General features: G+C 69.7%; 15 protein-coding genes and 5 pseudogenes. 16 read left to right on the top strand and 4 right to left on the bottom strand.

Annotation, left to right across the window (positions count from 1 at the left end; translation table 11 throughout):
- Nucleotides 1-69 precede the first annotated feature (69 nt).
- Nucleotides 70-528, bottom strand: coding sequence for a transposase (locus tag ACQEXA_RS58165; RefSeq protein ID WP_432940595.1), 459 nt, complete (start codon nucleotides 526-528; stop codon nucleotides 70-72).
- A 169-nt stretch (nucleotides 529-697) separates the two neighbouring features.
- Here ACQEXA_RS58165 and ACQEXA_RS58160 point away from each other — a divergent pair.
- From ACQEXA_RS58160 to ACQEXA_RS58135, 6 genes and pseudogenes are all read left to right on the top strand, one after another.
- A protein-coding gene (locus ACQEXA_RS58160; RefSeq protein ID WP_433134896.1) for an IS3 family transposase occupies nucleotides 698-1,911 on the top strand; the annotation gives its coding sequence in 2 pieces (ribosomal slippage) (nucleotides 698-953 and nucleotides 953-1,911; 1,215 coding nt in all).
- Nucleotides 1,912-2,453: 542 nt separating this feature from the next.
- Nucleotides 2,454-3,650, top strand: a complete 1,197-nt coding sequence (locus ACQEXA_RS58155; RefSeq protein ID WP_432940591.1) for an epoxide hydrolase family protein — start codon at nucleotides 2,454-2,456, stop codon at nucleotides 3,648-3,650.
- Nucleotides 3,651-3,958: 308 nt separating this feature from the next.
- A pseudogene (locus ACQEXA_RS58150) lies at nucleotides 3,959-4,162 on the top strand (alpha/beta fold hydrolase); the annotation flags it as partial.
- 123 nt (nucleotides 4,163-4,285) lie between these two features.
- Nucleotides 4,286-4,723 (top strand): annotated as a pseudogene (locus ACQEXA_RS58145) (IS607 family transposase); the annotation flags it as partial.
- Between the two features lie 1,563 nt (nucleotides 4,724-6,286).
- Complete coding sequence (locus ACQEXA_RS58140; RefSeq protein ID WP_432940589.1) at nucleotides 6,287-6,883, top strand: sigma-70 family RNA polymerase sigma factor; 597 nt, start codon at nucleotides 6,287-6,289, stop codon at nucleotides 6,881-6,883.
- 476 nt (nucleotides 6,884-7,359) lie between these two features.
- The gene (locus ACQEXA_RS58135; protein WP_432940587.1) at nucleotides 7,360-8,646 is read left to right on the top strand and encodes an MFS transporter; all 1,287 of its coding nucleotides are present in this window, start codon (nucleotides 7,360-7,362) and stop codon (nucleotides 8,644-8,646) included.
- A gap of 35 nt (nucleotides 8,647-8,681) precedes the next feature.
- On the opposite strand, the pseudogene ACQEXA_RS58130 reads toward ACQEXA_RS58135, so the two are convergent.
- A pseudogene (locus ACQEXA_RS58130) lies at nucleotides 8,682-9,173 on the bottom strand (transposase); the annotation flags it as partial.
- 244 nt (nucleotides 9,174-9,417) lie between these two features.
- A pseudogene (locus ACQEXA_RS58125) lies at nucleotides 9,418-9,967 on the bottom strand (ISAzo13-like element transposase-related protein); the annotation flags it as partial.
- Nucleotides 9,968-10,519: 552 nt separating this feature from the next.
- On the opposite strand from ACQEXA_RS58125, the gene ACQEXA_RS58120 reads away from it, so the two are divergent.
- The 10 genes from ACQEXA_RS58120 (at nucleotide 10,520) to ACQEXA_RS58075 (ending at nucleotide 22,400) form a co-directional block, all read left to right on the top strand.
- Complete coding sequence (locus tag ACQEXA_RS58120; protein ID WP_433134895.1) at nucleotides 10,520-11,605, top strand: IS110 family transposase; 1,086 nt, start codon at nucleotides 10,520-10,522, stop codon at nucleotides 11,603-11,605.
- A gap of 315 nt (nucleotides 11,606-11,920) precedes the next feature.
- Nucleotides 11,921-12,226 (top strand): carboxymuconolactone decarboxylase family protein, encoded by a 306-nt coding sequence (locus ACQEXA_RS58115; protein ID WP_359411135.1) that lies wholly within the window; start codon nucleotides 11,921-11,923, stop codon nucleotides 12,224-12,226.
- 822 nt (nucleotides 12,227-13,048) lie between these two features.
- Entirely contained in the window at nucleotides 13,049-13,678 is a 630-nt protein-coding gene (locus ACQEXA_RS58110; RefSeq protein WP_432940584.1) for an isochorismatase family cysteine hydrolase, read from the top strand.
- Nucleotides 13,675-15,252 (top strand): aldehyde dehydrogenase (NADP(+)), encoded by a 1,578-nt coding sequence (locus tag ACQEXA_RS58105; protein ID WP_433134894.1) that lies wholly within the window; start codon nucleotides 13,675-13,677, stop codon nucleotides 15,250-15,252. The genes ACQEXA_RS58110 and ACQEXA_RS58105 overlap by 4 nt, the downstream gene beginning before the upstream one ends.
- Before the next feature lie 84 nt (nucleotides 15,253-15,336).
- A complete protein-coding gene (locus ACQEXA_RS58100; protein WP_432940578.1) occupies nucleotides 15,337-15,819 on the top strand; it encodes a lipocalin-like domain-containing protein in 483 nt (160 codons plus the stop codon).
- Between the two features lie 880 nt (nucleotides 15,820-16,699).
- Nucleotides 16,700-18,139: a dihydrolipoyl dehydrogenase family protein gene (locus ACQEXA_RS58095; protein WP_433134889.1), complete on the top strand. Its 1,440-nt coding sequence runs from the start codon at nucleotides 16,700-16,702 to the stop codon at nucleotides 18,137-18,139.
- A gap of 628 nt (nucleotides 18,140-18,767) precedes the next feature.
- Nucleotides 18,768-19,958 (top strand): ABC transporter ATP-binding protein, encoded by a 1,191-nt coding sequence (locus ACQEXA_RS58090; RefSeq protein WP_432940575.1) that lies wholly within the window; start codon nucleotides 18,768-18,770, stop codon nucleotides 19,956-19,958.
- A complete protein-coding gene (locus tag ACQEXA_RS58085) occupies nucleotides 19,955-20,608 on the top strand; it encodes an ABC transporter permease (RefSeq protein ID WP_432940574.1) in 654 nt (217 codons plus the stop codon). The genes ACQEXA_RS58090 and ACQEXA_RS58085 overlap by 4 nt, the downstream gene beginning before the upstream one ends.
- Nucleotides 20,605-21,453, top strand: a complete 849-nt coding sequence (locus ACQEXA_RS58080) for an ABC transporter permease (protein WP_433134893.1) — start codon at nucleotides 20,605-20,607, stop codon at nucleotides 21,451-21,453. Before ACQEXA_RS58085 ends, ACQEXA_RS58080 begins: the two co-directional genes overlap by 4 nt.
- Entirely contained in the window at nucleotides 21,450-22,400 is a 951-nt protein-coding gene (locus tag ACQEXA_RS58075; protein ID WP_433134892.1) for an ABC transporter substrate-binding protein, read from the top strand. The genes ACQEXA_RS58080 and ACQEXA_RS58075 overlap by 4 nt, the downstream gene beginning before the upstream one ends.
- Before the next feature lie 308 nt (nucleotides 22,401-22,708).
- Here the strand turns inward: ACQEXA_RS58075 and ACQEXA_RS58070 are convergent.
- A pseudogene (locus ACQEXA_RS58070) lies at nucleotides 22,709-23,779 on the bottom strand (PP2C family protein-serine/threonine phosphatase); the annotation flags it as partial.
- Nucleotides 23,780-23,793: the final 14 nt, after the last annotated feature.

The following is a 23,793-nucleotide window of genomic DNA, read 5'->3' as shown; positions in this document are numbered from 1 at the left end:
CCGCCACATGACCTAAGAGCTATCACGTAATGCGGGCTGGGGCGTGCTTTTTCGCGAGTGGTGCTTCGTTTACTGGATGTCGAGCTTGAGGTTGTGGAGTGCGGCGACGCCGGCGACGGCGTGGTTGATCGTCTCGCCGCGGCGCCTGCATTGGCGGAGGATCTGATGGTCTTTGAGCCGGGCGATGGTGTGTTCTGCGACGGCCCGTCGTTTGCGGAACCGGCGGTCGGTGCGGTCTGTGATGATACGACCGTCGGGGCCTCGTCGCGGTGTGCGGATGCGGTCGCATCCTCGGTAGCCGCCGTCACCGGACAGCCGGGGGTGGTCTCGAGGCAGTGTTGTGGCGAGAGTTTCGCGGAAGACGACCACATCGTTGCGGTTTGCGGGCCAGGCGTCCCCGACGGCGACAACCCGCCTGTCGCGGGCCCGGCAGAGGATCTGCACGTTCACGCTGCGCCGGTAGTTCTTGCTCTTCGCAGTGCGCTGCTGGTCGTGGACAGGGATCAAGGTGCTGTCGACGACCCGCAATTCACAACGGTCGGCGGGCCGGGGGTCCGAGGAGCTGGGCGAGGGGTGCAGCGAGCCGCGTCATGACCCGGTGGGCGGCGGCGTGGGAGATGCCGAAGAGGGATGAGGCGACCCCCGTGGTGTGGACACTCTGACAATGGATCTTGCAGATCCGAGGGAAGGTGTCCTGGTGGGACGTAGGTCTCCGTATCCGGTGGAGTTCAGGAACGATGCCGTCGCGCTGTACCGCGCGGCGGGCGGGAAGCGCACGTATGCGGCGGTCGCGGCGGATGTCGGGGTGACCGGCGAGACCCTGCGGAGCTGGGTGCGCCAGGCCGACGAACACGCGGGCCGCGATCACGGGCGCGGCGAGCAGAGCGCGGAGAGCCGGGAGGAGGAACTGGCCCGGCTGCGCGCGGAGAACGGCCGGCTGCGCAAGGCAGAGAAGGAATGGGAACTCGAGCGGGAGATCCTGCGTCGGGCAGCCGCCTATTTCGCGAAGGAGATGAAGTGAAGACCCCTCCCCAAGCTCTGCGAGCAGGGGATACCCCATGCTGGGACTTCGTCTCCGCCCACGCAGAAGTCTTCGGCGTTCAGCGGATATGCCGGGTCCTGCAGGTCTCGCGCTCGGGCTACTACCGGTGGCTCGCCGGCGCGAAGGCCCGTCGAGAGCGGCAGGCCGCCGACGACGCCCTGCTCGTGGAGATCCGCGAGATCCATACCGAGCACAAGGGCACCTACGGAGTCCGGCGCATCCATGCCGAGCTGCGCGGCTTCGGGCACACCATCAACCGCAAGCGCGTCGAGCGCCTGATGCGCCGGCACGGTATCGAGGGCCGGCACCTACGGCGCCGCAAGCGCACCACGGTCCCCGACCGGCTTGCACCACCGGCCCCGGATCTCGTCCAACGCAAGTTCTCCGCCAGGCAGTTGAACGAGAAGTGGTACGGCGACATCACATACGTGCAGGTCGGCGGGACGTGGCTGTATCTCGCCTGCGTCATCGACATCTGTTCACGCCGGGTGCTCGGCTGGTCGATGGCCACTCACATGCGCACGGAACTGGTCATCGACGCCCTGGAGATGGCCGTGGCGACCCGCGACGGCCACGTGGACGGGGTGATCTTCCATGCGGACAGGGGCTCGCAGTACACATCGGCCGCGTTCGCGCAGGTCTGCGACGGTTTCGGGATCCGCAGGAGTATGGGCCGGGTCGGCTCGAGCTACGACAACGCCCTCGCCGAGTCGTTCTGGCAGGGACTCAAAAGGGAGACGATGCACCAGAGGCTGTTCTTCACGATGCGTCAGGCGAGGCTGGAGATCTTCCAGTGGCTCACCTACTACGTCCGCAGGCGCCACAGCGCCCTCAACTACCTCTCGCCAGTCGAATTCGAACAACAGTAGCAGAGAGCACGTAAACTCACACTCGCAGCATGAACCCCCATGTCCACACTCCGGGGGACGCCTCAGTTATCCGCGGCGCCCCACGCCCGAGGTCAGGCAAGCGGTCCGTAGCGGCGACCACTCATCAGCACGCCAGAACTGACAGGCCCGTCAGGCAACGGGAGTCGCAGATCGGCGAATCGAGCGCGAGACCCGTGCCTTCCGCCGGGAAACCAGCAGCACCGGTCTCGACCGGGCTTTCCGCCTGACCTGCCGATGAACCACTGAGCGGCCGACTCATACACCGCTCATGAAGACGTGAACCAATACCTAGGTAATCGACATCGCTCCCTTGGCAGCCGAAGTCATGTGACGGATGACCGGGACGGCCGCCCGCACCCCAGTATTGAGGCGTCGGTCGAAGCGGGGCGGACGGCGTGAAAGCACGCCGCCGTCCGTCGGCGGAAGACGACCAGGTTCACCTCAGGGGAAATTCCTGTGAACCCGGCTTCGACGCCTGCCCTTCGCGACTTCCAGTGAACTCAGAAAGTAAGGAAACCAACATGTCTGCCATTTCCGGAGACCAGGCGATCCGGCCGTTCACGTTCGAATTCTCCGACGCGGAGCTCGAGGACCTGCGTGCGCGGATCAAGGCGGCGCGGTGGCCCGAGAAGGAGACCGTTGCGGACCAGTCGCAGGGCGTGCAGCTGGAGACGATGAAGGAGCTCGCGCGGTACTGGGCGGAGGAGTACGACTGGCGCAAGGTCGAGTCGAAGCTGAAGGCCCTGCCGCAGTTCATCACCGAGATCGACGGTCTGGACATCCACTTCCTCCACGTCCGCTCCAAGCACGAGGATGCCCTGCCGCTGATCGTCACCCACGGCTGGCCGGGCTCGGTCGTCGAGCAGCTGAAGATCATCGACCCGCTGGTCAACCCCACCGCGCACGGCGGCAAGGCATCGGATGCCTTCCATGTGGTGATTCCCTCGATGCCCGGCTACGGCTTCTCGGGCAAGCCGACCACCACCGGCTGGAGCCCCGAGCGCATCGCCCGTGCCTGGGGCGAGCTGATGAAGCGCCTGGGTTACACCAAGTACGTCGCCCAGGGCGGCGACTGGGGAGCGATCGTCACCGACCTGATGGGTGCCCAGGAGCCCGAGGGCCTGATCGGCATCCACACGAACATGCCCAAGGTGATTCCGGCCGACATCGACGCTGCGCTCCTCGTGGGCAACCCGCTGCCTGCGGGCCTGTCGCTCTCGGACGAGGAGAAGACGGCGGTTGAGCAGCTGGACTTCGTGTACCGGCACGTCTACTACGCCTACATGATGGGCTCGCGCCCGCAGACTCTGACCGGGCTGGTGGACTCCCCGGTCGGCCTGGCGGCCTTCCTGCTCGACCACGACGCGGCCAGCCTGGCCCTGATCTCCCGGGCCTTCGCCGGAGTCACCGAGGGCCTGAGCCGGGACGACGTTCTGGACAACATCACCCTCTTCTGGCTGACCAAGACGGCGATCTCCGCGGCCCGCCTCTACGCCGAGAACAAGACCTCCTTCTTCGGCATTAACGACGTGAAGCTGCCGGTTGCCGTGAGCGTCTTCCCCGACGAGCTCTACCAGGCCCCCAAGAGCTGGTCCGAGCAGGCCTACCCCAACCTCATCCACTACAACAGGCTTCCCAAGGGCGGCCACTTCGCCGCCTGGGAGCAGCCGCAGCTGCTCGTCGATGAGGTTCGCGCCGGCTTCCGGCCGTTGCGCTAAGAGTCATCACGCAATGCTGTGATGCCCGCCCGATGTCTGTGCGGGGCTGGCATGCCTGGGTGGCGTGTCAGCCCTGCACAGCGTCTCTGATTGGCTTAGTGAGCCTGAGCGTTGCTCAGCCTTGGGAGCCAATCGCCTTCGTGCCCTGGTACTGAACGACAGGAGCCGCCAGCCCGCGTGGCACGTCCCTCCGGACGCTGGTCGACCGGGCCGCAAGACCCGACCGAGGAGGGTGCCCGACGTCGCCTGGGCGCCGGGCGTGCGCGTAGCACTCTGCCACAGGTTCACTACAGTTCGCTCATCCAACTGGTGAGCCTCTCACTGAGGCGGCCTGGCGTACGGTGCCGAGTACCTACATCGTGTGCGAAGCCGACGCGGCGATTCCGGTGCCTCTCCAGGAGGCCATGACTCAGCGTGCCCAGCGTACGCGGCGGTTGGACTCCGCGCATTCACCGTTCCTCTCCAACCCGGCCGAGTTGGCCCGCATCCTGCGGGAGGAACTCGGCGGGTAGAACGGCGGCGCGGTCGGCGTCCCGGTGGGACCGTTTGACCGGCTTCTTGAGCGCAAGCCCGGGTGTTCACGCCCGGTTTCTGTACGCCAGACGCCGTCCGGGACGTGGCTGGTCGACGAGCCCGCCACTGAGGCGTCCGGTCGGGTTGTGGCGTACTGCCGTGTTTACTCCGCCGACCAGAAGGCGGACCTTGACCGGCAGGTCGCCCGCGTGGTCCAGGGGGCTACCGGTCTCGGTTTGCCGGTCGCTGAGGTGGTGACTGAGGTCGGATCGGGGTTGAACGGGGGCAGCCGCAAGCTGCACCGCCTCCTGTCCAACCCGGACGCCGCTGTGATCGTGGTCGAGCACCGCGACCGGCTGGCTCGGTTCGGCGTCGAGCATCTCGAAGCAGCGTCCGGTCGGCGTCTGATCGTCCTCGACCTCGACGAGACCGCTGACGACCTGGTGTGCGACATCACTGAGGTGCTGACGTCGATGTGCGCGCGCTTGTACGGGCGCCGAGCGCCAAAGAGCCGGGCCGCCCGCGCGGTGGCCGTGGCGATGGGCGGGGCCGCCGAGTGAAGAAGTTCCAGCCGCAGCCGGGTTTCGTGGTGCAGGCGTACCGCCGTGTGCGTGGTGAGGCGCAAGCACGGTTCTGAGGGGGCTGGGGCCCGGTGACGGGCCCCAGCTACCCGACTGCCGCTGCACGTCCGGACCTACGCATGTCATGCCTGCGGTCTCGTCCTCGACCGGGACGCCAACGCGTCCCGTTACCTTGCCGCCCTCGCGGCGGCCTGCACGACTGGTACCGCAGTGACCGGAGACCAGGACGTCGTCAAGGTGTCGAAGCGTCGTGGAGCCGACCACAAGACCCGCGCCACCCGCCCCAGCCGCAAGGCCATGGCGGGGCGGGCAGGTGGCGCAATCCTGCCACGTCAGCGGCGGACAGAAGCGAGAGACCGTACTCAAGCCGAAGCCCTCATGCTTTGGTGATGTGACGGACCTTCCAGGCGGGAAGGCCCGGAATGCTGAGAGCCGCTGAGGCTCTCAGCAACGGAGTGGTCAAATGACCTAGCCGAACGTGCGACGCCGATCGCCTAGGTAACCCGACCGTCGGACGGTTGGGGCCGGGGGGCGGTGCAGCGACCCCTGGCGGTCCACCTTCGACAGACGTCGTCGCCGACCTGCCGCAGTCGGGTGCCGGGGACGGCCGAGCACCCCGGCGAACAGGCCACACAACTGGTCGTTGCCGACGCCCGCCTCCACCCCGGTCGACGGGAAACCAGCAGCACCGCGGTCTCGACCGGGCTTTCCGCTTGACCTGCCGATGACCCACTGAGCGGCCGACTCATACACCGCTCATGAAGACGTGAACCCATACCTAGGCAATCGACATCGCTCCCTTGGCAACCGAAGTCATGTGACGGATTACCGGGACGGCAGCCGCACCCCAGTATTGAAGCGTCGAACAGGGGCGGACGGCGTGAAAGCACGCCGCCGTCCGGCGGCGGAAGACGACCAGGTCCTTCGCCCCAGGGGAAACGAGCTGCGTGGCCGCGTCACCCTCGTGGACGCGACCGGCGCCGGAGGGTGTGCGCACAGCCGTGCATCCGTGCCTGGTCGCAGACCTACCGGAACGGCGGATCGGCGCATTCACGCCGCGAAAGCCCGAGATGGGATGCAGTCGGGCCCCAGGAGTTGCAGCCGTCAGATTTTCCGGTGCTGCGCTGCCCCGATGAGGCGATTCCCACACTTCTCGGCAGTCCGTTCGACCTGCCGAAAGGATTCTGTTGTTGTGTCAATTCTGGAAAGTGCCATGCTCCAATCCGCATTTGCGGGCCTCGATGCCCCGTGCCCGCCGGAACTCGCCGACCCCGCGAAGGGCCGGCACCGTGGACCGGCAGCGCCCGAACGCCCGCGGGACCTCGGGCTTCCCGGCCAAGGGCGGCATCGCCGGCTCGTAGCCCCCACTTCTCCACGGAGGCGGAGGTGACGCGGCTGGCCTTCCGGACCGAGTGTCCCGTCCGGACACGGCATGCGGACGACACGAACGACCAGGGCAGCTGGCGAAGCCCACGACAAGCCCCTGCGGCGCGACGCATCCGTGCTGACCGTGGCACCGGCAGCACGGAGATCCTCGACCCGATGTGCCCTGGCATTGCGATCTACCGGCTTCCCGCCGCTGCATCGGATCCAGTCGAATTCGCCGCGCGGTTCGAGTGCGAGGCTCTGCCGTTCCTCGACCGGCTGTACGCCGCCGCGCTCCAGCTGACTCGCGACCGCGCAGCCGCAGAGCACCTGGTCCAGGAGACGTACCTGCGCGCTTTCGAAGCGTTCGGCGCGTTCACCGGCCGGACCGGTCTCAAGGCCTGGCTGTTCCGCGTCCTGGCCGACACCGCGCTCGAGCTCGGCGCCTGCAGCCGGCGGCAGCGTCGACCGCACCGGACCGCCTCGACGGGCCGGTCGGAAGCCGAGCGCCCCACGACCCCCGCTCTCGCGACAGTTGAGACGCGGGCCCTGGGCCGGCTGTCCGACCAGGAGGTGAAGGCAGCGTTTCGGCAACTCCCGCGGGAGGCCGCAATAGTCGTGCACCTCGCCGACGTCGAGGACTTCACGCACCGGGAGATCGCGGAGATCCTGGGCATCCCTCCGGAGACCGAGGCATCCCGGTTGCGCCACGGACGGCAACACCTGCTCCGGCTGCTCACCGACGCCGCACGTCGACACGGCCTCCCCGCCTGACGAGGACCTCGGGATCCCCTCTCCCGGCTGCTGCCCGCGGGCACTTCGCCGCTCGCCGGACGACGAATCCGCGGCGCAGGCCGCCGACGTGGAGCGGCTGCACGGGAGGGGGGTGACGGCCTGGACCGGCCGGGCACCGGCCGGTCCTGCGCCGGCGTGGCCCTGTGAAGTTGCCCGGGTGACTCGGCCCGGGGCGTGGCCTGGCGATGGATGGGTTTTCGGCACCCGCAACGCAATGCCAGTCGCAGCAGCACGGCTGATCATCATGCCGGGCTGATGGCCAGTCCTGCCAGAGTGCCGACTTTGGTGCAGCGACAGACATCGCGTGAATCATCGCTCACCCGTTCTCACCAGGGCGGATGAGGTTATCGGCAAGGGCAGGGCTGCCCACGCCTGGATGACCGCTGGTGCCGCGACATGAGGCACTGGCTTGACATATTAGACAGACCTGTCTACCCAAGATTGGGAGTGTGCACATGAGCCGGGCCATCAGATCGGCCGCGACCCAAGCGAGCCGGTCCGCACGCAGTAGCGAGATCGATGACGGGCTGGAGGCCGGCACCCGGTCCGAGCCGAGAGGCGGGCGCCTGTCCGGCACACCGGCGCTGTACCTGCTGACCTCGGTGTTCGTCTCGCTGCTGGCCTCGTCCAGCGCGCCGACGCCGCTGTACGCCCTGTACCAGGCACGATGGGGGTTTTCGCCGATCACGACGACCATCGTGTTCGGTGTCTACGCGGTTTCCGTGCTCGTGTCGTTGCTGACCGTGGGCAAGCTGTCCGACCATGTCGGCCGCAGGCCCGTGCTGATGGTGGCGCTGCTGATCCAGGTCGGGACGATGCTGCTGTTCGCCACGGCTGACGGCGTGCCCTCGCTGCTGTTCGCCCGCGTCGTGCAGGGCCTGGCGACCGGCGCCGCGATCGGCGCGGTCGGCGCAGGCATGCTCGACATCGACGCCAGGCGCGGCCAGTTGACCAATGCCGTGTCGCCGACCATCGGCACGGGGGGCGGCGCGCTGGTGTCGGCCCTGCTGGTGCGCTACCTGCCCGCGCCCACGCATCTTGTCTACTTTCTGTTGCTGGCGGTGTTCGCGCTGCAGGCGATCGGCGTCGCCCTGATGCGTGAGACGGTCACGCCGGCACCTGGTGCGCTGGCCAGCCTCCGGCCCGAGTTCAAGCTGCCGCGGGCGGTCCGCGCGCACATGCTGGCCGCGGCTCCCGTGCTGTTCGCCGGGTGGGCACTGGCTGGGTTGTACGGCGCACTCGGTCCCGCGCTCGTCGCCAAGCTGACCGGGGGGAGTGCCGAGGTGCTCGGGGGCCTGACCCTCTTCGTTCTGGCCACCGTCGCCGGGTTGGCGGTGGTCGTGCTGCGCAACGCTCAGCCGGGAACGATGATGCTGATCGGGATCGGCGCGCTGCCCGTGGGCGTCGTTGTCACCCTCGTCGCGCTCGCTGTGGTGTCGCTGCCGCTGTTCTTCGTCGGCACCGCGATCTCGGGTGCCGCCTTCGGTGCCGGGTTCCAGGGCGGCATACGCACGGTCGTCTCGCGGGTCGCGCCGCACGAGCGAGCTGGTGTGTTGTCGCTGCTGTACGTGATCTCGTACCTCGGCTTCGGTGTGCCGGTCGTGGCCGCCGGTTTCCTGACTGTGCACGGCGCGGGTCTGCTCGGCGCGACCAGGGACTACGGTTTCGCGATGATCGTGCTGGCGGTGGCGGCGCTGCTTGCGCTCGCTCGGTCCCGACGAGCCTCCCGGCCTGTAGATTGAATGCTTCCTTCCCTGAAGGGGAGGGGATTCCTGGCTCAGGCGGCCCGCTGAGGCGGCGCCTCAGCGGGTCTTACGCCCTTGGCGCCAGCCGGGTTCAGACCTGCCCGGACCAGCATCACGCGAGCGGAGTTCTTGTCCCTGGGCGACACAACTCCGCATGCGGTGCAGGCATACGTTCTCTGCGAGAGAGGTATGCACGAGGCGCCCGTGTTTACGGGCCATGTCCACAAGGGCCGTCTTCGCGGCGCCGATCGCGGCGTCTGCCGCCTTGCGGGCCATCGACGACTTCGCCGGGAACCTCGGAGACGGAAGTCCTCCACCGCAAGCGCATCATGGTCGCGGACCACGGACTTGGCCCACTTGCGGGCAGTATCCTGCCGCTGCCGCGCGACCTTCTGGTGCAGCTTCGCCGCATGCCGCCGCGCCTGGCGGTAACCGGCCGAAGCAGCCTGGCCGTGCGCGGGACGGCAGCGGGCCATCATCTGCTGATAACGGGCGAGTTTCTGCGCAGCCGTCTTCCCGTGCTGCAGGGGCCTGTCGATTAATAACTCCCTGGATCTACTCGTGTGGGACGGGTGGGGTGTGGCCGGCGATCGCGGCGAGTTGCTGTGCGGAGGTCACGGTGAGGCCGCCGGTGGGCACCGTGTGGCCGAGTGCGGCGAGGACGGGAGCGGCGTCTCGGAGGGTTGCGCCGATCCTGTTCTTGGACAGGCCGGTCGCTTCGGCAAGCGGTGCCTGTGTCATGGACCAGCGCTTGTGTAGGAGGAAGACGATGACCGGCTGCCCGTCCGCGAGATACGTCTTGACCTGGTCGTTGATGTAGTGGAACTGTGCATCCCGGTCCGGGTGTCGGGCACCCTCGGTCATGCGCGAGGTGCCCTGCAGGGAGAACCCTTCGGCCTTCAGTAGCGCGGCCACCGTGTCGTGGCCGACCCTGTGGCCCTGGCGGGACAGCTCCGCGGCCAGGACACGGGTGGACTTCACCGTCCACCGCAGCGGCGACTCCGGGTCTCCCCGCTGGCCCGGCTCGACCAGGGCCAGCAAGGCCGGGACCAGATCCGGGTCAACGTCCCGCAGCCGCCTGTGGCCCGCACCCGCCGCCCGAACCCCGGCCATCGGGCTCCTCGCCGAGTTCCAGCTCCCGCAGCCCACGCGACACCGTGGACTCCGCCATCCCCGTAGCACCAGCCACCAGGCGAATCCCGCCGTGCCCCCGCACACGGGCAGCGGCCCCCAGGACCAGCCGTCGCTGCCGCTCATCCAGATGCGGCAGCAACAACTCCAACGCCTCCGCCAGCCCCGCCTCGATCCCCTCCGGCACACCCGCATCCTACGGGCCAACAGGCCCCAGAAACCCAGGAGTTATTAATCGACAGGCCCCTGCCTGTGCTGCGCCGCCGCGGAGTCGTTCCACTCGGTCCTCAAGGTCGAGTACGTCCGCTGGTGACATCATCCGCAACAGTGGTGGCCTCGAGGGCCTCCTCGGGCTTGGTGACGTCCATGCGCAGCGCAGTGACGTCCCGGTCGGCAACTGTCGCAGGGTCGTGGACGCTTGCGTAGACCTTGCTTGCCCCGTGCGCGATCAGCGCATGAGTAGACGCACGGCCGATGCTGCGGTTGGCCTCCGTGACCAGGGCTACTGACAGTGAGGATATGACTGGTGGTTCTGCTGGTGGGCCTGACTCGCCTACTGACTGACGTCATCGACTGTCCTGTTTGGGATTTGTCGGCTCATCGGCGGGGCCGCCATGCACGCGGCCGGACGGGCGTTTGTGACCTTATAGGAGCTTGGTCCAGAAGCCCCGTCACTGTCTTGTCCACCCGCCCGACCGGCGCGTGCCGCCCTCGGAACGGACACGCCACAAGGACGGACATGACCAGCATGACGCACGACGGCCCGCAGATCACCGGCGGTGTCGACACACACGGCCTAACCCATCATGCGGCCGTGATCGACACGGTGGGCCGGCACCTGGCCGACCGGGAGTTCCCCGCCACCATCCGGGGTTACCGGGACCTGCTGGACTGGATGCGCTCGCATGGCGAGCTCGTCGCGGCCGGGGTGGAGGGAACCGGTGCCTACGGCGCCGAGCTCGCCCGGGTGCTGACCGCCGCCGGCGTCACGGTCATCGATGTCGACCGCCCGGACCGCAAGACGCGGCGGATGAAGGGCAAGTCCGACCCGATCGACGCCTACGCCGCCGCGACGGCCGTGCTGTCCGGACGCGCCACGGGCATCCCCAAGAGCCGGGACGGCGTGGTCGAGGCGGTGCGGGTGCTGCGGATCGCCCGCCGCAGCGCCATCAAGGCCCGCACGCAGGCCATGAACCAGATCCGGGGCCTGCTGGTCTCGGCTCCGGCGATGCTGCGTGAGCAGCTCGCGGGTCTGGACCGGGCCGCGCTGATACGCACGCTCGCCCGGTTGCGGCCCGGCGACGACCTGTCCCACCCGCTGGCGGCGACCCGGGCGTCGCTGCGGCGGCTCGCCCGCCGTCACCAGGCGCTGGACGAGGAGATCACCGAACTGGACTGCGAGATCGGGCCGCTGGTGAAGCAAGCCGCCCCCGCCCTGCTGGAACTGTTCGGGGTCGGCCCCGAGACCGCCGGACAGCTACTGGCCTCGGCCGGCGACAACCCTGAACGCATGTGCTCCGAGGCGGCGTTCGCGCACCTGGCCGGGGTCGCGCCGATCCCGGCCTCGTCCGGCCGCACCCACCGCCACCGGCTCAATCGCGGCGGCGACCGGGCCGCGAACAACGCCCTGCACACCATCGTCCTCACCCGCATGCGCTTCGACGAACGCACCCGCACCTACGTCGAACGCCGCACCAAGGAAGGGCTGAACAAGAAAGACATCATGCGCTGCCTCAAGCGATTCGTCGCCCGCGAGGTCTACCGCGCACTGACCAGCACACCGACCAGGCAAATCAATCAAACCGACCTGGCTCCAGCGGCTTGACAGCCATAGGAGCATCCCTTTGATGTCCATCGTTCTTTCCTTTGCTGTCGCGTGTCGGCGCAGGCAGGCTGTTCGGGTTTTTGGACGGCGGTATCGAATCCCGGGCTCGAAGGCGGTTGCGGCCCGTGAACGAAGGCCAGCGGCAGCCGGACCCGTGACGCCGATGCCGTGGGCCTCCTCACATCTGGATGTTTGTCAACATCTGTGGTGTATGTTGAACGACATCCAGATTAATCCGCTAGAGACCGATACAACATCCTTATCGTTTCTGCGAAGTGCATCGCCGGCGCACGGCGGCGAGGTTAGGAGCTTTTTATGTTCGACATGAAGAATCTCAAGCGTCTAAAGAAGCTGGACCAGAACGCTCCGGCGTCCATGAAGGCATTCTGGGAGTTCGAGGAGGCGGCCTTTGCTGAGGGGGCGCTCACGGTCCGTGAGAAGCAGCTGATGTCGGTCGCTGTCGCGCTCACCACCCAGTGCCCGTACTGCATTGAGCTGCACACCACGGCCGCACGCCAGGCCGGGGCCGATGACGCGCAACTGACCGAGGCTGCCATCGTGGCCGCGGCGATCCGCGCCGGCAGTGCTGTGACCCACGCCACGCACCTCTACAAGGACTGAGGGAGCCGCTTTCCCGCCCGGTGCTGTCCGCGGCGGTGGTGGCCAGGCCCGGCCGCCGCCCCCGGCGTCGCCGGCGCACCGCCGTGCGCCGGCGACGCCGGGGGCGGCGGCCGGTGCATACCGGGGTGGCGGCCGGGCATCAACCGGGCGGTGTCCGGGAGGAGTTCGGTGCTGGTAATCGGCGCCCACGGACTCGGTCACGGTGTCGGTCGCTGGATGTCTCTTCCTCGATCATCAATTACAGCGGAGACCGTACAGACCCCCTGGACGTCGACTGCACGGCCAATGGGGAGTACCGCGTGGTGCGCTCCACGCCGCCGGGCTTCGAGTGCTCGATCATCTTCGGCGACGGGATGACTACCCGCCGCCCCGGCTCGACCGGGGGCCTGGTCTCCGATATGGAGCAGGTGGATGGGGGCCCGCAGGCTCGTGCGGTTACCTAAGCGATCGAAATCTCGGCTTCAGTGACTGCAGTCGCATGACAGATTACTGGGACGGTAGATCGACCCTACTGTTGATGGTGTCGCCAGAGCGGGAACGGGCGGCGCGGCGAATCCGCGCTGACCGCAGGAAGAGGCGGCCGGTTCGCCTTGGGGGAAATTCCTGGGAACCCTGCATCATCGACTCTGAAAGTAAGGGAAACCCGTGCCGCACCCTGGCGGCGTGCGGGCACGCCGCCAGGGTGCGGATGTTGTCAAGTGGCTGACGGTGGCAGTGAAAAGGCCGCCTGATGGAGTTTTTGATCTCAGGATTATCTCTGTAATCCTGTTTAATGGCAAGTGCCGTTCGAATGGCAAGTGCCGTTCGAGCTGAGGAGATACCGTGTCCAAGACCTACGACCCGCGCCATACGGCGGTCCTGCTGGTCGACCCCTACAACGACTTTCTGTCCGAGGGCGGCAAGATCTGGCCGCGTCTGGAGCCTGTAGCGAACGAGGTCGGCCTGCTGGACCACCTGCGCTCCGTGGTCACCTCCGCCCGTGAGGCCGACGTACGTGTGGTGTTCGTGCCGCACCGCCGCTGGGAGCAGGGTGACTACGAGACGTGGGAGCACCCCAACCCCACCCAGCGCGCCATCATGAAGCGTCACAGTTTCGCGCGCGGAACCTGGGGCGGGGAGTTCCACCCCGACTTCCAGCCGCAGCCCGGTGACGTTGTGGTCCATGAGCACTGGGCGCAGAGCGGCTTCGCCAACACCGACCTCGACTTCCAGCTCAAGCAGCACGGCATCACCCACGTCGTGCTGGTCGGCGTGCTGGCGAACACCTGCATCGAGTCCACCGGCCGTTACGCCATGGAGCTCGGCTACCACGTGACGCTCGTGCGTGACGCCACCGCGGCGCTCCTCCCCGAGATGATGCACGCCGCCCACGAGTTGAACGGCCCCACCTTCGCCCACGCCATTGTCACCACGGACGAGATCACCACCGCATTCGAGGGAGCGCACGCATGACACTGACCGGAGAACTGCTGATCGGGGCGGCCGGCGTGCTGGCCACCGCTGGGACGATGACGGCGTTCAACCCTGCCTCCGGAGAGCTCATCGAGCCCGAGTTCGCCCTCGGCGGCGCGGCCGAGGTCGACCGTGCGGTCCGCCTCGCCGAAGAGGCCTTCGACAGCTACAGCCACACCGGCCTGGCCGAGCGGGCTGCGTTCCTCGACCTGATCGCGGACAAGCTCGAGGCGGTCAAGGACGAGCTCGCCGCCCGGACTTCGCTGGAGACGGGCCTGCCCGCTGATCATCTCGCGGCAGAGACCCTGCGGGCCGCGGCCACGTTCCGTAAGTTCGCCACCGTGGTCCGTCAGGGCCGTTTCCTGCAGACGGCGATCGACCCCGCACAGCCGGACCGCCAGCCCACACCGCGTATGGACCACCGGCTGCAGAAGGTGGCCCTCGGCCCCGTGGTGATCTTCGGCGCCAGCAACTTCCCGATCTCCTACTCGGTGGCGGGCGGCGACACCGCCTCGGCCCTGGCGGCCGGCTGCCCCGTCATCCTCAAGGCCCACAACGCGCACCCCGGTGCCTCCGAGATCCAGGGCCGCGTGATCCAGCAGGCCGTCGCCGAAGCGGGACTGCACGAGGGCGTCTTCTCCCTCATCCGGGGAGCAGGCAACGAAATCGGCGAGGCACTGGTGGACCACCCCCTGGTCCGGGCGGTCACCTTCACCGGCTCCGAGGTCGGCGGCATGGCCCTGTACCGCCGGGCCCAGCAGCGTCGCGACCCTATCCCCGTGTTCACCGAGATGACCAGCGTCAACCCGACCTTCGTGCTGCCCGCCGCCCTGGCGGCCCGCGGCGCGGAGATCGGCAACAGCCTCATTCAGCGTGCCATGTTCAATGTCGGGCAGGCCTGCCTGAAGCCGGCCACCCTCCTCGCCGTGGACGGGCCCGGTTTCCAGGAGCTGCGCGAGGCGGCGTCGGCCGAAGTGGAGAAGGCGGCCGCACGGACCATGCTCACGCCGGGCATCCACGACGCCTACAACCGCAACGTGCAGCGGATGGGGGAGTGCGGCGCCACCCTGATCGGCGCGGGAGCGGCCCCGACCCGCGCATGGGACGGCCAGTCCCAGCTGTACGAGGTCACAGGTGACCAGCTTTTGGCCGAACCGGTCCTGCGCGAGGAAGTCTTCGGCCCTGCCGTCCTGCTGGTCCGGCTGACCAGCGTGGATCAACTCCTCGAGGTGGCCCGCGCTTTCCGGGGACAGCTCACGGCCGCCATGCACGCCGACGCGCCCGACCACCCCGCTGCCGCACGGCTTCTGCCGATCCTGGAGCGCCGCACCGGCCGCATCGTGATCAACGCCTTGTCGCTCCCGCAGGAGGTCTCCTACGCCTCCACCCACGGCGGCGCGTTCCCGGCCACCTCCGACAGCCGTTTCACCTCCGTCGGCATGGGCGCGATCGAGCGGTTCCTGCGCCCGGTCACCTACCAGAACTTCCCCGACGCACTGCTGCCCGAGCCTCTACGCGAGGGCAATCCACTGCATCTGTGGCGGCTCGTCGACGGCGAACTCGGCCAGCACTGACGCCTGCCCGGGCCCCGTCCGCCGAACGGGGCCCGGCCTGGTGCCGGGCCGCTTCGCTGTCCCGGAATGGAAGGAGTCCTCTGCATGACAACCACCGACCAGGCGGCCGGCAGTGACGACGACGCACGTGAAGACGTGCGCAGGAAGCTGCTGGGCGCATGGGAACTCGTGTCGTACACCGCCACGGACGCTGACGGGCAGGTCATCCACCCCCTCGGCGCCGCACCGTACGGGCTGATCGTCTACACCCCTCAGGGATACATGTCCGCCCAGCTGGGCCGCTGCGACCGCGCCCCCCTGGGATCGGATCGCCTCGAGGACGTGGCGGCGGAAGAACTGGCACGGGCAGCGGTCGGCTATGTCGCCTACGGCGGACTGTTCGAAGTCGTCGATCCCGCAACCGTCGAGCACCACGTCACCACCAGTCTCTTCCCGAATTGGATCGGACGGTCCCAGATCCGGACGGTGAGCTTCGAAGGCGCGCTCCTGAAACTCGGCATCGCCACTCCCACCCGCTTGTGGGGCGCGGACCGCACAGCCGAGCTCACCTGGCGCAAGCCGACCTGACCACCTGACCGCCCAGCCACGGTGCCGTGGCGGCGGTACCCGAACCGCGTCGGGCGCCCCCGCCTGGCACCGGGGGACGGGAGGGGTGGCGGCGCGGGCCCGGACCGCGGCCTTCCCGCCGACGGACAGCACGATCGGCCGGCTGACCGCGGTACAACTCGCAGGTGTCTTTGACCCGCTCCCAGAAGTCGGGGGTCGCGGCGTGGGGGGCCGGCGGGCCTTGTACGGCCCGAGGTCCAGGTCGGCGAGGATCCGGCCGATGCGGGAGGCGGGGGATCGGCGCGGACACGGGTGTCCGCCCAGCGTCTCTGACTGACTTAGGGAAACCGAGTGATGCTCAGTGCCTTGAGCCAATCGCCTTCGTGCCCTGGTGCCGTACGACCGCAGTCGTGAGCCCGCGTGACACGTCCCTCCGGACGCTGGTCGGCAAGGCCGTAAGGCCGCGCCGAGGAGGGTGTCCGACGTCGCCTGGGCGCCGGACGTGCGCGTCGCACTCTGCCACAGAATCACTACGACTCGCTAATCAAACTGGTGAGCCTTCGAAAGAGGAAGCCGCCAAAGGGACCGACCGGCGGAACTGCCGTGCAGCGGGGTCGCAGGCCTCGGTCACACCCCACTTTCCCGGCCGCCTGGTGACGGGGGAGGGCGGCACACGGCCGGCAGCCGGGCCGCGGGTCGCGATGCCCTTTCCTCGAGACGGCCCGGCAACCGGCCTCGGTCCCCACCGCCTTGGTGGCCTGCCCGCGCGTCGCCGGCACGCGTGCCGGCGACGCGCTGTCGTGCGGCCGGACGCCGCCGAGGCGGCGTGGCCTCGGCCCGCTCCCGTGCGGGGCCGGAGCATCCCATCGAAATGAGACAAGCAGTGATGAACGGAGCAGTAATGAACGAGGCATCCCGTACCTACGATGTGATCGTCATCGGCGCGGGGCCGGTCGGTGAGAATGTCGCCGAACGTGCCCGCGCCGCCGGACTGAGCACTGTGATCGTGGAGCGCGAACTCCTGGGCGGTGAGTGCTCGTTCTGGGCGTGCGATCCCAGCAAGGCGCTGCTGCGGCCGGTGGTGGCACGTGCGGACGCGCGGCGGGTCCCGGGGTTGCGCCAGGCGGTGGCCGGGCCGCTGGATGTCGCCGCAGTCCTCGCGCACCGCGACAAGATGGTCTCGTACTGGAAGGACGAGGACCAGGTCGACTGGCTGGACTCGGTGTCGGTGGATCTGATTCGCGGCCATGGCCGGCTCGCCGGCACCCGCCGGGTCGCTGTGCAGACCGCCGAAGGCCACACCATCCAGCTGACCGCCCGGCACGCGGTCGCCCTGTCCACGGGCACCAGTGCGGCCCTGCCCGACATCCCCGGGCTCGAGACTGTGCGTCCCTGGACCAACCGGGAGGCGACCAGCGCCGACCAGGTACCGGGCCGGCTGGCGGTGGTCGGCGGAGGCGTGGTGGCCGTCGAGATGGCCACCGCCTGGCAGGCGCTGGGTTCCCAGGTCACCATGCTGGTCCTCGAGAACACGCTGCTGGAGCGGATGGAGCCGTTCGCCGGCGAACTGGTCGCGGACGGACTGCGGGAGGCGGGCGTGGACATCCGCTTCGGCACGCAGGTGGCCTCGTTGGCCCGGGACGGCGGCCAAGGCGGCGAGGTGCGGATCACGCTGACCGACGGCGGCGAACTGGCCGCGGACGAGATCCTGTTCGCCACCGGCCGGGCCCCGCGCACCGCCGACCTCGGCCTGGAGACCGTGGGCCTCACCCCCGGCGACTGGCTCACCGTGGACGACACCTTCCGCGTGACCGCCATCGCCGACGGCTGGCTCTACGCAGTCGGCGACGTCAACCGCCGCGCGCTGATGACCCATCAGGGCAAGTACCAGGCCCGGATCGCCGGCGCCGTCATCGGCGCCCGGGCAGGCGGCGAGCCGGTGGATGACGCCCGGTGGGGCGCGCATGTCGCCACCGCCGACAGCGTGGCGGTGCCGCAGGTGATCTTCACCCACCCTGAAGTGGCCTCCGTCGGCCTGACCACGCGGGAGGCGGAGCGGGCCGGGCGCCGGGTGAAGGTAGTGGACTACGACCTCGCACACGTGGCGGGCGCGCACCTGTACGCCGAGGGCTACCGCGGCAAGGCCCGCATGATCATCGACCTCGACCGCAACACCGTCGCCGGCGTCACCTTCGCCGGCCCCGGCGTCGGCGAACTCGTGCACTCCGCCACCATCGCCATCGCCGGCGAAGTCCCGCTGGAGCGGCTCTGGCACGCCGTCCCCGCCTTCCCCACGATCGGCGAGGTCTGGCTGAGGCTCCTCGAAACCCACCGCGGCTGACGGCGGCGGGTGTGTGCGTGTGACGGACGGCGCTCTGGCGGTCGGACAGGCACGAACCCGCGGCGATCACGCAGCCCTCCCGGGCTTCCGTGGTCGCCGCAGGGCTCATGCCTGTCCGAGCGCCGAGGCAGCGGACCTCCCGACACGCGCGAGGCACTGCTCCGATTCGCCTCAAGGCGCTCTCGCCCGGGCACTACTGGCGCCGGCGTCCCCGGCGTCCGGGACGGCCTGGGGCGAGCGGAGGAAAGCCGGATCGTCCGCGGAGGCCTCCGCAGCCGCTCCGGCCCGCGGCAGCGGCAGCCCCCGGGACGTCGCCCCGTTCGTCATCACCTGGTGGCGGTGGCAGCAAGGCGCAGCCGCCGGGTCAGCGGTGCCACCGCGGCTCCTGCCGGACCGAAACGGAGGCCGTTCGCCGATCCTGTCGTGCCGACCTGCGCCACGAGGACGACGGCGCGGCGTGCGGACGGAGGGCGACGGCGCGGCGTGCGGACGACGGCGCGCGCGGGCACGCCGGCCTGCCACGGTCCGCGGACCGGCCGGTGTTCCCGCCGCCGGCCGGAGCGGGGCACCGGTGCCCCTCATGAGATGACTACCGCGGGCCGCGGACCTGGTCCCGCGAGGAGAGACAATGATCCGATTCGAATCGGTGAGCAAGGGCTACCCCGACGGGACCGTCGCCTTGGACCGCCTCAGCTTTGAGGCCGCGTCAGGAGAGATCACGGTCCTGGTCGGGCCCTCCGGATGCGGCAAGACCACGTCGCTGCGCGTGATCAACCGCATGGTCGAGCCCGACGCGGGCCGGGTCTGGCTCGAGGACCGGGACACCGCCACCATCGCCGCGCACGAACTGCGCCGAGGCATCGGCTATGTCATCCAGCAGGCAGGACTGTTCCCCCACAGGACGGTCCTGGACAACATCGCCACCGTTCCGCTGCTGACCGGCCGGACACGGCGTCAGGCCCGTGCCCGCGCCGCCGAACTGCTGGAGCGTGTCGGGCTGCCGGCCGAGCTCGGCCGCCGCTACCCCGCGCAGCTTTCCGGTGGGCAGGCCCAGCGCGTCGGAGTGGCCCGCGCCCTGGCCGCGGATCCGCCGGTGATGCTTATGGACGAGCCGTTCAGCGCCGTGGACCCAGTGGTCCGCGAACAGCTCCAGGACGAACTGCTGCGCCTGCAAAGCGACCTCGGCACGACCATCGTCCTCGTCACCCACGACATCGACGAAGCGGTCAAACTCGGCGACAAGGTCGCCGTGCTGCGCGCGGGCGGGAGGCTCGCCCAGTTCTCCACCCCCGCACACCTGCTCTCCCGCCCCCGGGACGCCTTCGTCGCCGGCTTCGTCGGACGCGACCGCGGCTACCGGGCCCTGGGCTTCGCCGCCCCCGGTGCCCTGCCCGTGGCCACGGAGCCGACCGTCCGGCTCGGCGAGCGGCTCGGCACGGCGTACGAGCGGCAGCACAAGGGCTGGGTCCTGGTCGTGGACGACCGTGACGTCCCGCAGGGATGGCTCTCCATCCCGGCACCGGCCAGGGAACAGCGCAGCGACCCCGTCACCGTCGGGCTGCTCGACCTCGGCGGAACCCTGGCCACGACACACGGAAGCCTTCGGGAGGCCCTGGACGCCGCGCTTTCCTCTCCCAGCGGCCGCGGCGTGGTCACCCACCCCGACGGGCGGTTCGCCGGAACCGTCACCCCTGCCCAGGTCCTGGCCCGCATCGAAGAACGCGCCGCCGAGGCCCGCGCAACCGCCCCGCACCACGCCGTCCATCCCGGGACCGGCGCGGCCGCCGCCGAGCCCGCACAGCGAGGTCCACGCCCATGAACCAGGTGTGGGACTACCTCACCGCCAACGAGAAGCAGATCCGGGACTGGACGGCGACCACGGTCTGGCTGGCGGCCGCGCCGCTCGCCGTCGCGTTGGCCCTCGCCCTGCCCTGCGGCTGGCTCGCCCACCGGTACCGGTGGGCGCACGCCCCCCTGGTCTCCGGCCTCGGCGTGCTGTACACCGTGCCGTCCTTGGTGATGTTCCTGACGGTCCCCGCCGTGCTGGGCACGCGGATCCTCGACCCGCTCAACGTCATGATCGCGTTGAGCGTGTACTCCTGGGCGCTGCTCGTGCGCAGCGTGGTCGACGCTCTGGACTCGGTACCGGCGGACGTCCTGGCCACGGCCGCCGCCCTCGGGCACACCGCACGGCAGCGGCTGGTGTCGGTGCAGCTTCCGCTGGCCCTGCCGGTCCTCGGGGCGGGCCTGCGTGTGGCCGCCGTCTCCAACGTCAGCCTCGTCTCGGTCGCCTCCGTCATCGGGACCTCGCAACTGGGCCAGCTCTTCCTGGCCGGCAACAACACCGGGTCGCTGCCGCCTCTGGTGCTGGGGCTGATCTGCTTCATGGCGATCGCCGTGGCCTTCGATGCGGTCATCGTCGGCCTGATCCGGCTGGCGACTCCGTGGCGTGCGGCGGTGGCGCGGTGAACCTCGCCTACGACAACGGCCTGCCCGGCCTGGACCGGGTGTTCACCTGGTTCAACGACCCGGGGAACTGGTGGGGACCCGGCGGGCTGCTCGCCCGCACCGGCGAACACCTCACGTACACCCTCCTCGTCGTCGTCCTCGCCGCAGCCCTCGCGCTCCCCCTCGGCGTGCTGATCGGCCACACCGGGCGCGGGACCGCCCTTGTCGCCGCGGCCGTCAACACCGCGCGGGCGGTACCCGCATTCGGGCTGCTGGTCCTGCTCATCGTGCTGCTCTCCCCGCACATGCCCACCCGGGCCGCGGTCCTGGGCGTCATCCCCCCGGACGCCGTCCCCTACGCCGTCCCCGCCCTGCTCGTCCTGCTCCTCATCGCCGTCCCGCCGATCCTGACCAGCACCTACGCCGGCATCCAGGCTCTGGATCCCGCCATCCGCGACGCCGCGCAGGGCATCGGCATGACACCGCTGCAGGTGGCGCTCACCGTGGAGCTGCCCTGCGCGCTGCCCCTGCTGTTTTCCGGGATCCGAAGCGCCACCCTCCAAGTCATCGCCACCTTGACCGTGGCCGCCTACGCACCCCTGGTCGGAGGACTCGGCCGGCTCATCGTCGACGGGCAGCAAAACCTCGCCGACCCCCGCTACGGGTATCCGGCCATGGTCGCCTCCGGCTTCACCGTCGCCGTCCTCGCGGTCGCCGTCGACGCCCTGCTGGGCCTGGCGCAGCGCCTGGCCACCTCCCCCGGACTCACCACCGTCCGCGCGCGCCCCCTGACCGGCCGCAGCCTTGCCCACAACCGGAGCCGGCGCGCCCTGACCGGCCAGCCTCCATCGAAGGATCTGTCATGAAACGCCTCCTGTCCGCCGCCCTCATGCTCCCCCTTTTCGCCGCGGTCGGCTGCGGCGCCTATGGATCCTCCGTGCAGCCCAGCGGCCCGGGGCCCAGGGCCGGCGCGGCCGCGGCGTCTGCCGGCGCCCTGCCCACCGCACCCGGCTCGGTCACCATCGGCTCGGCCGACTTCCCCGAGTCCGAACTGCTGGCCCACCTCTACGCCGACGCCATGAAAGCCCGCGGCGTCCGGACCAAGATCCACGCCGACATCGGGGAGCGGGCCGTCTCCATGGCCGCCCTCAAGGAGGGATCCATCGGAGCCATCCCCGAGTACACCGGCGACCTCCTCGCCTACCTGTCCCCGGCAAGCACGGCCCGCTCCCCCCAGGACATCTACGCCAGGCTCCGCCAGGCCGCCGGCGCCCAGGGCCTGACCGTCACCGCCTACGCGCCGGCGCAGGACGCCGACACCGTCACCGTGACCAAGGCCACCGCCGACACCTACCACCTGACCAGCATCGGCGACCTGAAGTCCGTGGCGCACCGGCTCACCTTCGGCGCTCCCGCCCCCACCCGGACCCTCCCCTATGGGCTGCCCGGGTTGAAGAGTGTCTACGGCGTCACCTTCCGGCAGTTCGTCCCTCTCGCCCCGACCGGGACGATCACCCAGAACGCGCTGCGGGGCGGCACCGTCGACGCAGCCGACATCTTCTCCACCGACCCCTCCGTCTCCCGCTACGGATTCGTCCCCCTGAAGGACCCCAAGCACATTTTCGCCGCCCAGAACGTCGCGCCGCTGTTCCGACGCGACGTCCTCACCCAGCCCATGGCCGACGCCTGCGACGCCGTCTCGGCGAAACTCACCACCACCGCCCTCGCCAAGCTGGACTCCCAAGTCGCCGACGGCGCCAGCCCGGACGCAGTGGCCACCCGGTGGCTGACCGCCACCGGCCTGGTCCACTGACCCACCCGGCCACCCCGAGGCGCCGGCGGCGTCGGGCTCCAAAACGGCCCGGCGCCGACCGCCGACGCTCCCCGAAGCCGCGACCCTCGGCACCCGGGCGCGCCCAGGCAGGCCGGCAGCAACGGCCCGGCGGACCTGTCGCCCGCCGCGCTGCCCTGCCCTTCCCGGGATCGGACCACGCACGGGATGCGTGTGGCGATGGCGTCGCGTAGCTGTGGCAGGGCCTTGGTGCCGGCGCCGTCCAGGAGCGGGCGCAGGGGACCGGACGGGGCCAGCACCTCGTGTGCGAGTGCGGCCGTGCCCATCGCCAGGATGCTCCCTTCGGGGAGGCCGACGGTGGTGGCGGGGAAGGGGGCGTTGCCTGTCCCGGCGAGCAGGGGGCCCGGTGAGACGGGCAGGACGGCCGAGGTGCCGTCGGGGAAGACCGCGACCGGTTCCGGCAGGCCGGCACTGGCGATGGTGCAGGTGAGCTCGACTGGGTCGTAGATCGCGATGGCGCATCTGGCGGTGAGCGGCTCGTGGTCGAAGGGGTCGATGGGAGGCATCGCGGCGCGTGCGGACACCAGGCGGGCTGCGGTGTCGCTGAGGCGGGCCAGGAGTTCGTCGGGCGGCAGGTCCAGGGCGGCGAGGGTGTGGACGGCTGTCCGAAGCAGGCCCATGGTAATGGCTGCGGGGATGCCCGGCCTGGCCACGTCGCCGACGATCAGCGCGGTCCGCGCGCCCGGCAGCCCGATCGCGTCGTACCACGCGCCGCCGCCCTGGGGGCCGGGAAGCTGCAGCGGGGAGATCTCCACGGTGGTCTGTGCGGTCGGCGACCGGGGCAGAAGTCTGCGCTGGACGGTGGACGCGATGATCCATTCGCGCATGTACTGGCGGGCGTTGTCGATGCACAGTGCGGCATGAGCGCACATCGCGGACGCCACTGTGACGTCGTCCTTTTCGAAGGGGGCTTCGTGCTGGTGGCGGTAGAAGCTGACCATGCCCAGAGCCTGGCCGTGCAAGGTCAGCGGTGCCACGATCATGCAGTGGGCTCCTGATCGTTTGAGCACGGTGGCCCGGACCGGGTCGGCGGCCAGCCAGGAGCTGTCCGCTCGATCGCGACGAGCCGCGGCCGGAGGTCGGACAGGACGCGCGAGAAGGGGGTGCCGGTGGGCAGGGGGTGCACGGTTCCGACCGGAAGACCGCGGATGCGGCCCCCAAACGCCGCGCGGCGCAGGGGAAGGTCCTGGGGGCGGGGGCGGGGGCCGGGGGAGGGTCCTCTCCGCGGACGACGTCCTCGGCCACCTCGATGTCGACACTGCCGGCGAAGCCGGGCACCACCGCCTCCACCAGCTCCCAGCACACGTCCATCCGGTGCCCCACCGGGGAGCGGACCGCATCCAGCAGGGCCAGG

It is taken from the genome of Streptomyces sp. CA-106110, from assembly GCF_050936285.1.
Lineage (GTDB): Bacteria > Actinomycetota > Actinomycetes > Streptomycetales > Streptomycetaceae > Streptomyces.
This window is presented reverse-complemented; position numbering and strand designations above follow the sequence as displayed.

Coding starts and splice junctions, on each gene's coding strand:
- ACQEXA_RS58100 (WP_432940578.1), top strand. CDS start 15,337: ATGACAACCACCGACCAGGCGGCCGGCAGTGACGACGACGCACGTGAA.
- ACQEXA_RS58105 (WP_433134894.1), top strand. CDS start 13,675: ATGACACTGACCGGAGAACTGCTGATCGGGGCGGCCGGCGTGCTGGCC.
- ACQEXA_RS58090 (WP_432940575.1), top strand. CDS start 18,768: ATGATCCGATTCGAATCGGTGAGCAAGGGCTACCCCGACGGGACCGTC.
- ACQEXA_RS58155 (WP_432940591.1), top strand. CDS start 2,454: ATGTCTGCCATTTCCGGAGACCAGGCGATCCGGCCGTTCACGTTCGAA.
- ACQEXA_RS58140 (WP_432940589.1), top strand. CDS start 6,287: ATGTGCCCTGGCATTGCGATCTACCGGCTTCCCGCCGCTGCATCGGAT.
- ACQEXA_RS58135 (WP_432940587.1), top strand. CDS start 7,360: ATGAGCCGGGCCATCAGATCGGCCGCGACCCAAGCGAGCCGGTCCGCA.
- ACQEXA_RS58095 (WP_433134889.1), top strand. CDS start 16,700: ATGAACGAGGCATCCCGTACCTACGATGTGATCGTCATCGGCGCGGGG.
- ACQEXA_RS58075 (WP_433134892.1), top strand. CDS start 21,450: ATGAAACGCCTCCTGTCCGCCGCCCTCATGCTCCCCCTTTTCGCCGCG.
- ACQEXA_RS58115 (WP_359411135.1), top strand. CDS start 11,921: ATGTTCGACATGAAGAATCTCAAGCGTCTAAAGAAGCTGGACCAGAAC.
- ACQEXA_RS58120 (WP_433134895.1), top strand. CDS start 10,520: ATGACCAGCATGACGCACGACGGCCCGCAGATCACCGGCGGTGTCGAC.
- ACQEXA_RS58085 (WP_432940574.1), top strand. CDS start 19,955: ATGAACCAGGTGTGGGACTACCTCACCGCCAACGAGAAGCAGATCCGG.